At 56.6% G+C, this 5,010-nt stretch carries 8 protein-coding genes and 2 pseudogenes; 2 read left to right on the top strand and 8 right to left on the bottom strand.

Going from position 1 to position 5,010, the window contains the following annotated elements; translation table 11 throughout:
- Positions 1–215, bottom strand: a pseudogene (locus tag PKC81_RS14380) (30S ribosomal protein S4); the annotation flags it as partial.
- A 243-nt stretch (positions 216–458) separates the two neighbouring features.
- On the opposite strand from PKC81_RS14380, the gene PKC81_RS14375 reads away from it, so the two are divergent.
- Complete coding sequence (locus PKC81_RS14375) at positions 459–785, top strand: chorismate mutase (protein ID WP_324337268.1); 327 nt, start codon at positions 459–461, stop codon at positions 783–785.
- Here PKC81_RS14375 and PKC81_RS14370 read toward each other — a convergent pair whose 3' ends face one another.
- The 6 genes from PKC81_RS14370 to rpiB form a co-directional block, all read right to left on the bottom strand.
- The gene (locus PKC81_RS14370; RefSeq protein WP_324337266.1) at positions 786–1,493 is read right to left on the bottom strand and encodes an RNA methyltransferase; all 708 of its coding nucleotides are present in this window, start codon (positions 1,491–1,493) and stop codon (positions 786–788) included.
- A 40-nt stretch (positions 1,494–1,533) separates the two neighbouring features.
- Complete coding sequence (locus tag PKC81_RS14365; protein WP_298599142.1) at positions 1,534–1,782, bottom strand: hypothetical protein; 249 nt, start codon at positions 1,780–1,782, stop codon at positions 1,534–1,536.
- Positions 1,783–1,869: 87 nt separating this feature from the next.
- Complete coding sequence (gene nrdR, locus PKC81_RS14360) at positions 1,870–2,331, bottom strand: transcriptional regulator NrdR (protein WP_298599139.1); 462 nt, start codon at positions 2,329–2,331, stop codon at positions 1,870–1,872.
- Positions 2,331–2,684 carry a zinc ribbon domain-containing protein gene (locus tag PKC81_RS14355; protein ID WP_324337263.1) on the bottom strand — a complete coding sequence of 118 codons (354 nt, stop codon included), beginning with the start codon at positions 2,682–2,684 and terminating at the stop codon, positions 2,331–2,333. The genes nrdR and PKC81_RS14355 overlap by 1 nt, the downstream gene beginning before the upstream one ends.
- 67 nt (positions 2,685–2,751) lie before the next feature.
- On the bottom strand, positions 2,752–4,056 hold the full coding sequence (gene glyA, locus PKC81_RS14350) for a serine hydroxymethyltransferase (protein ID WP_324337260.1): 1,305 nt from the start codon (positions 4,054–4,056) through the stop codon (positions 2,752–2,754).
- Complete coding sequence (rpiB, locus tag PKC81_RS14345) at positions 4,053–4,505, bottom strand: ribose 5-phosphate isomerase B (protein WP_324337258.1); 453 nt, start codon at positions 4,503–4,505, stop codon at positions 4,053–4,055. The genes glyA and rpiB overlap by 4 nt, the downstream gene beginning before the upstream one ends.
- A 130-nt stretch (positions 4,506–4,635) precedes the next feature.
- Between rpiB and PKC81_RS14340 the strand changes: the two genes are divergently transcribed.
- A complete protein-coding gene (locus PKC81_RS14340) occupies positions 4,636–4,842 on the top strand; it encodes a hypothetical protein (protein WP_324337256.1) in 207 nt (68 codons plus the stop codon).
- Position 4,843: 1 nt separating this feature from the next.
- On the opposite strand, the pseudogene PKC81_RS14335 reads toward PKC81_RS14340, so the two are convergent.
- Positions 4,844–5,010: pseudogene (locus PKC81_RS14335) on the bottom strand (alpha/beta hydrolase); the annotation flags it as partial.

The following is a 5,010-nucleotide window of genomic DNA, read 5'->3' as shown; positions in this document are numbered from 1 at the left end:
CGCTTGAACTGCTTTTCGGTGATGTCGCCATAATAGCCCTTCAGCTTCTGCTTGGCGCGGAGCTGGAGACCATAGTCGGAGATTTTGCCCTTGCGGCGCTGACCGTGCTGGCCGGGGCCATATTCACGACGATTGACGGGTGATTTGGGACGACCCCAGATATTTTCGCCAAGACGACGGTCAATTTTATACTTCGAATTCTGACGCTTCGACATGAGTCAAAGTCCTTTCAATTTGCTAACATCAATGTTGTTTACCTTCCTGAATCCGAAAACCGGTTCCCACTTTTCGGGGAAGGTAAATAGTCCCGGATCGCACCGCCCAACCAATTTGCTGGACGCGGCCGCCACTTCACCGGGGTGTGGGGCCAATTGCGAAGGCGCGCCTATGGCGGGGAGTGTGGATAAAGTCAAGTATCGGCTCGACAGAAAGCCGACTGAACCCTAATGGCGCGGGCCATGACAATAGAAACTTCTCCCCAAGGTGTAAAAGATCCGGCGGATTGCGCCGATATGGCCGAAGTTCGCGCCGGTGTCGACGATGTCGATGCGCAACTGGTCGAGCTTCTTGCCCGCCGGTTTGGGTATATGGACGCCGCCGCGCGCATCAAACAGGATCGTGTGACGGTGCGCGACGAGGTTCGCAAGGCACAGGTGATTGCCAACGCCCGGAAAGCGGCGCTCGATTTGCGTATCCCGCAGGATGTCATCGCAGAAATGTGGGAAACACTCGTCGAAGGCTCGATTGCCTATGAATTTGGCCGCTGGGATGCTCTACGCGGCTGACTAGCGCTTGCGATCCTTGAAGGCGCTAAGCACCCCGCGCAAGGTGCGGATTTCGAGACTGTTCCAGCCCGGCTTGGTCAGCAGATTGCGCAAGGTTTGTTGCGTCACGCTGGTGCGTTCGGGCGGGAAGAAATAGTCGCGCTGTTCGAGCATATCAAAAAGCTGCAGGATCATCCCGTCTAGTTCCACCTGCGGGGCAGGCGGATCAAGCTCGACCTTTGGCGGGCTTTCCAACGTCTGGTGCTTGGACCATTCATAGGCACATAGAATCACGGCTTGGGCGAGATTGAGCGAACCGAATTCGGGGTTGATCGGCACCGTAATGATGCTGCGTGCAATGGCGACTTCGTCGGTTTCCAGACCCGACCGTTCGGCGCCGAACAGAATGGCACTTCGCCCTTGTGCGGTAACGATTTCGCCTGCAGCTTCCTCCGGTGTGAGCACCGGCTTGGTAACGCCGCGTTTGCGCACGGTGGTTGCGTAGATATGGCTAATGTCTGCGGTGGCTTCAGTCAGAGTATCGAAGACTTGCGCCTGTTCCAGCACAATATCCGCACCCGACGCAGCAGGACCGGCGGAAGGATTGGGCCAGCCATCGCGCGGGTTGACGATTCGCATTTCGCTCAACCCGAAATTCAGCATGGCGCGAGCGGCCTTGCCAATGTTCTCGCCAAGTTGCGGTCGGACTAGGATGACTATTGGGGGCATAATCTGCGCCCCCTAGGTCAAATCTGTCGCGTTGAAAAGCTTACTGACCGGTGCCTTCAAAACGCGGCTTCACATCAATCATGCTCTTTTCAAGGGTCTTCTGGTTCTCAAATTCGTCGCGAACCATGTCGCTTTTGCGCATGCACACTCTTTTGCGACCAAGACGGGTGCCGGTTGTTTCATAGGTCCGGCAAATGATGGGATCGTGATCTACAGCCTTGACGGCCACGGGCTTTTGGCTTCCGGTGTCACCCGAAGCTAACAACATTAAAAAGAGCGGCGTCAGCATTATCAACCTCCAAGCACTAAGGTAGATAAGCCTAGATTTGAGTTACCGCAGCGCAACTTCGAAAATGTACCGGTTCGTTTTTGCGAATTACTTTTTTGCGGCTTCAGCAACGTTGCCCGCAAACTCTTCGAAATCTTTAGCTTCGGCAAATTCCTTATAAACGCTGGCAAAGCGGATATAGGCCACAGTATCCAGACCCTTGAGACCTTCCATCACGAACTGGCCGATGCGCGCGGATTCAATTTCGGTTTCTCCGAGTGTTTCCAGCTGGCGTTGAATACCTGATACAAGCTTCTCGATTTGCGCTTGCTCTATCGGGCGCTTTCGGCATGCAACAGCAACCGATCGCTCCAGTTTTTCGCGCTCAAACGGTTCGCGGCGTCCTTCGGTTTTCAGGACGGTCAGTTCGCGCAACTGGATGCGTTCAAAGGTCGTGAAACGTGCACCACAGCCTTCGCACTGACGCCTTCTGCGTATGGCCGCACCATCCTCGGTCGGGCGACTGTCCTTTACCTGGCTGTCATCATGTCCGCAAAAGGGGCAACGCATTATTTGTCTTTTTCTTGGGCTTTTTTCTTGTTCACATGCCGGTAGGCAACAATGCCTGCACCAATCACGGCTCCGGTTGCAAGGCCGATGGGTGCCAATATGCTGGCCGCGGCACCGATAGCTGCACCGCCGGCTACCTTCTTGACAGTGTCCTGATCGGCGAGGTGCTTTCCAGTGTGGAACGCGTCTTTGGTGGCACCCCAAAGCTCGTCAGCAGCTTCGCCGACATAATGCTTTGCCTGGTTCGGAATGCTCTCCTCAGACAGTTTTTCAGGGGTTTTCGCGCCACAACTCGGGCAGAATTTCATGCCTTCGCTGATTTCGGTCGCACATTCATTGCACATCTGGGACATTATCCGTCTCCCTTCATCTCTGTATTAGATGAGTAAGTCACTTTCCCATTTCAAGTGCGAATATAGCTCAGGACGGATAAATCGGGAAGCGCGCGCACAAGGCTTCGGCTTCTTCCTTCACCCGCGCTTCGATCTGGCCGTCGCCAGCCTCGCCATTTTTACGCAATCCTTCGACAACATCGGCGATCATACGGCCAATTTCGCGGAACTCTGCCGGGCCGAAGCCGCGCGTCGTGCCCGCCGGGGTGCCCAGTCGCAAGCCCGAGGTAACGAACGGCTTTTCCGGGTCGTAAGGGATCGCGTTCTTGTTGCAGGTGATCGACGCGCGATCCAGTGCATGCTCGGCATGCTTGCCCTTTGCCTGCTTCGGGCGCAAGTCAACCAGCATTGAGTGGTTGTCGGTGCCGCCGGACACGATATCGAGGCCCTGTTCCTGCAGGCTGGCGGCCAGCGCCTTGGCATTTTCGACGACACTTGCTGCATAGGTCTTGAATTCGGGGCGCATCGCTTCGGCGAAACAGACTGCCTTGGCCGCAACGACGTGCATCAATGGGCCGCCCTGAAGGCCGGGAAAGATTGCCGAGTTCATCTTTTTCGCAATGGCTTCGTCGTTAGACAGGATGACGCCCGAACGTGGGCCGCGCAGCGACTTGTGCGTCGTGGTTGTGACGACATGTGCGTGCGGGATCGGCGAGGGATGTGCGCCACCGGCAACAAGGCCCGAAATGTGCGACATGTCGACCAGCAAGAGAGCGCCAACTTCATCGGCAATCGCACGGAAGGCGGCCCAATCCCAGATGCGGGAATAGGCGGTGCCGCCTGCGATAATCAGCTTGGGCCTGTTCTCTCGCGCGATGCGGGCGACTTCGTCCAGATCGATGCGATGGTTTTCACGATCAACGCCATAGGAAACCGGATTGAACCATTTGCCCGACATGTTGACCGGGCTGCCATGGGTCAAGTGTCCGCCAGCGGCGAGGTCGAGTCCCATGAAAGTGTCGCCGGGTTGCAGCAGAGCAAGGAACACTGCCTGGTTCATCTGGCTGCCTGAATTGGGCTGCACATTGGCGAATCCGCAACCGAACAGCTTCTTTGCGCGCTCGATCGCGATCGTTTCGATCTCGTCGACATATTCGCATCCGCCATAATAGCGCTTGCCCGGATAGCCCTCGGCATATTTGTTGGTTAGTACCGAACCGGTAGCTTCAAGCACCGCGCGCGAGGTGATGTTTTCCGACGCGATCAGCTCAATCTTTTCCTGCTGGCGCTTCAGTTCCTGCGCAATCCAGCCTGCAATCTCGGGGTCGCGTTCAGCAAGGCTCTGGGTGAAGAAACCGTCCGGCTGGACGTCATTGGCGGCAGAGGCGGTCATAGGGGATCCTTTGCGAAGTCGGGATTAGATAGCTTGCCCACGCGGCGGACATGGCGGTCCCCGGCGAAAGGCGTGGAAAGGAATGTATCGAGGCAGGCCTTGGCCATATCAATGCCAGTTAACCGAGCGCCCATGGCGATGACATTGGCGTCGTTATGTTCGCGGGCAAGCTTAGCTGACAGGGGTTCGGAAACTAGAGCAGCACGGCAGGCAGGGTGGCGGTTCACCGCAATCGAAATGCCAATGCCCGATCCGCAAAGCGCAACACCAAAGTCGGCTTCGCCAGCCGCCATGCTTGCAGCCAGCTTATAGCCATAATCAGGATAATCGACGGAGGTTTCGTCAAACGGTCCAAGATCGGCGACAACGTGCCCGCCAGCCTCCAGATGCGCTTTCAGCGCCGATTTCATCGCAAGCGCGGCATGGTCTGAGGCAATGGCAATACGCATGGCGGCGGCCTTTTCACTCGGGCGAGTCGGGATTGCGCGCTCTCTAGGATAGGGGCTGGAAAAAGACCATGCCATATTTGGCTGGTATCGCGGCTTGACCAGCGCCTTCCACAGCTTTTAACGAAAGCGAATGACTGCTGCTATCTTGTCGATTGCCATGCTGGGTGGCTTTGCGCTGCTCTGGGGCGCTTGGAAGCTTTGGAAGCGAGACGGGCTGGGCCAGAAAGTCTGGTTGATGATCGCCACCGCGCTGGTGCTGTTCGCCAATGTTGCGATTTGGACAGTGCCCGACGATCAGGGCCGGTCGCTCGTGGAATCGAGCGACCAGCCCCAATAAATCACTTGATCGGGCAGGCCGGATCAAGCCGCATGTCGAGATAATTCTCGACTGACGCCAGCAGCAATTCCATTTCATTTTCATAGAAATGGTTCGCCCGCGGGATTTCATCATGGTGGATGGTGATGTGCTTCTGCGTGCGCAGCTTGTCGACCAGCTTCTGCACCG

This window comes from Sphingorhabdus sp., from assembly GCF_035329025.1.
Lineage (GTDB): Bacteria > Pseudomonadota > Alphaproteobacteria > Sphingomonadales > Sphingomonadaceae > Sphingorhabdus_B.
The sequence above is the reverse complement of the archived record's forward strand: the minus strand, read 5'-3'. Positions and strand labels throughout refer to the sequence as shown.